The sequence below is a fragment of the Shewanella sp. SW32 genome (genome assembly GCF_025653365.1).
Taxonomy (GTDB): Bacteria; Pseudomonadota; Gammaproteobacteria; order Enterobacterales; family Shewanellaceae; genus Shewanella; species Shewanella oncorhynchi.
Window position 1 is genome coordinate 1 of the sequence record NZ_JAKKSJ010000111.1, and the last position, 609, is coordinate 609.

The 609-nt window shown below is 40.9% G+C and carries 1 protein-coding gene; it reads left to right on the forward strand.

Going from position 1 to position 609, the window contains the following annotated elements; genetic code table 11:
• Positions 1–107 precede the first annotated feature (107 nt).
• A complete protein-coding gene (gene tnpA, locus L5M28_RS24085; RefSeq protein WP_012088248.1) occupies positions 108–545 on the forward strand; it encodes an IS200/IS605-like element ISSod23 family transposase in 438 nt (145 codons plus the stop codon).
• Positions 546–609 lie beyond the last annotated feature (64 nt).

Consider the following 609-nt stretch of genomic DNA (forward strand, 5'->3'; position numbering starts at 1 on the left):
AAACCACCGCCTCTGGCGGTGGTGATTGTTCCTTGAGGCTATAGCCTGAATTACGCCCATGCTAAAAGAGACTTCTTATTCACCACAAGTAAGAGGAAACGAAAAGCATGGGCGATTATAGAAGTTCATCACATGTTTATTGGCGTTGCAAATATCATATTGTTTGGACTCCGAAGTACCGTTTTAAAATATTAAAAGGAAACCTTGGTAAGGAGTTATACAGGTCAATTTATATCCTTTGCAATATGAAGGGTTGTGAGGTTTTAGAATTAAACGTTCAGATAGACCACGTTCACTTGGTAGTCATAATCCCGCCGAAGCTGTCAGTATCAACGCTGATGGGAGTATTGAAAGGAAGAAGTGCGATAAGGCTATTCAATAAATTCCCTCATGTACGTAAAAAGCTATGGGGCAATAGCTTTTGGGCCAGAGGTTATTTTGTAGATACAGTAGGTGTTAATGAAGAAATCATTAGACGATATGTGCGCCATCAAGATAAACAAGATCAGGAACATGAGGCTCAATTGTCGTTGCAGATGATGTAGTTTTTGGAATAGCCCCTTCCAGGGGCAAGTCAAAGCCGCCTTCTAAGAAGGCGGATTCTTTACT